The organism is Rhizobacter sp. P3_B12 (genome assembly GCF_056402895.1).
In genome coordinates, this window is sequence record NZ_JBFUGN010001226.1 from 1 (window position 1) to 1,592 (window position 1,592).

Genomic DNA, 1,592 nt, shown 5'->3' on the forward strand with positions numbered 1-1,592 from the left:
GCCCCGGCCCCCGATCCGCAGATCGCGATCGAGAAGGAGAAGGCCAAGCAGAAGGAGCTGAAGGCGCAGCAGGACAAGGAAGCCGAAGAGAAGAAGGCTCAGGAAGCCAAGCGCCAAGCGGATGCCAAGGCCGAGGCTGATCGCAAGAAGAAAGAGCTCGAGCGGCAGACGGCGCAGACCGAGGACCAGCGCAAGAAGCAGCTGGAGCGCATCCTCGGCCAGGCCGGCGCCACCGGTGCGGCCACCAGCACCGGCACCGCCGCGCACGACGCGGCGCCGTCGGCCAACTACCGCGGCAAGATCGTCGGCGCGCTCCGCCCCAACATCACGCTGATTTCGGCCATCGAAGGCAATCCTCGGGTCGAGGTCGAGGTGAGCACCGGCCCGGAAGGCACCATCCTCAGCAAGCGCATCACGAAGAGCAGTGGCGTCAAGGAATGGGATGACACCGTGATGCGCGCGATCGACAAGACCGCCAAGCTGCCAGCTGACGAGAACGGCCGCGTACCATCACCGATGACCCTCGTTTTCCGGCCGCTCGACTTCTGAGGCCACCGGGGCCACGGCCGGCAGCGGCAGCGGCGGCTTGCCGTGCCGCTGGCCGGCAGCGCGCTCGCGGCGCCTCAGCAGCCAGGCGACGAAGCGGCCCTCGAACGACCAGGCGCCCCAGCTGACCAGCGCGTCGCCGTCGCCGCAATCGACCCAGCGCAACGCAGGCTGGGCCAGCTTCGCGGTGACCAGCGCCCCGCCGGCCATGAAGCGGCGCAGGTTGATGGCGAGTGTCGCGGGGTCGTCGTCGCCGCGGAACACCTCGGGGTGCGAGGTGCTTTGCAGCGTCGGGCCGACCGCCGCACCGCCGTCGGGATCGAGCAGCAGGCCGCTGCCATCCACCCACGACGGTGCGCGGCCGGGCAGCACCAGCAGCGGCGCATCGCAGACCAGGCGCATGCCGTCGCCGACCATCGCCTGCCGCCCGCCGAGGGCGACGCAGCGCTCCTCGAACAGCGTGACGTTGCGGCGCTTCAGGATGCGGTGCATGCGAACCTGCGCGGAGGACGGGAAATCGGGCAGCGGCGGGCCGCCGTGGGTGACGAGCGCAACGCGCGCCCGCTTGCCCAGGCGGCGCTGCACCGCGAGCGACAGTTCGACGCCGGCGATGCCCGAGCCGACCACGACGACGCTCAGCGTGCGCTGCTGCGCCAGCGCGAGCAGGGCATCCCACAGGCGCACGAACTGCTCGCCGGGCTGCATGAAGAGGGCATGCTCGCGGGCGCCGGCGATCGCGTCGCGGTCCATCACCGGCGCGGGGTCCAGGCTCAGCGCGTCGTAGTCGATGACCTGGCCGCCGGCGAGCGTGACGCGGCGCGCGGCGGCGTCGAGCGAATCGACCTCGCCTTCGACCAGGGTCACATGGGCCTGCTGCGCGAGCGGCAGCAGCGGCGTGACGCTGTCGTCGAGGCTGCGGCGGCCGGCCACCCAGCCGGGCAGCGCCGCGCCCGCCATCGGGCGCAGCGAGGGCGCCACCAGCGTGACCTGCGCCGCGGGCAGCGCCTGCGCCGCGAACTCGCGCAGCACCTGGAGGTGGGCGGGCC

Annotated in this window: 2 protein-coding genes; one reads left to right on the forward strand and one right to left on the reverse strand. The window is 72.4% G+C overall.

The features are described from left to right. A partial coding sequence (tolA, locus tag AC1D01_RS34005) for a cell envelope integrity protein TolA (RefSeq protein ID WP_477873871.1) occupies nucleotides 1–549 on the forward strand: 549 nt, incomplete at its 5' end. Here tolA and AC1D01_RS34010 read toward each other — a convergent pair. After that, nucleotides 511–1,592: NAD(P)/FAD-dependent oxidoreductase (locus AC1D01_RS34010; RefSeq protein ID WP_477873872.1), on the reverse strand; the 1,082-nt coding region annotated here is incomplete at its 5' end. The two genes, tolA and AC1D01_RS34010, sit on opposite strands and share 39 nt — an antisense overlap.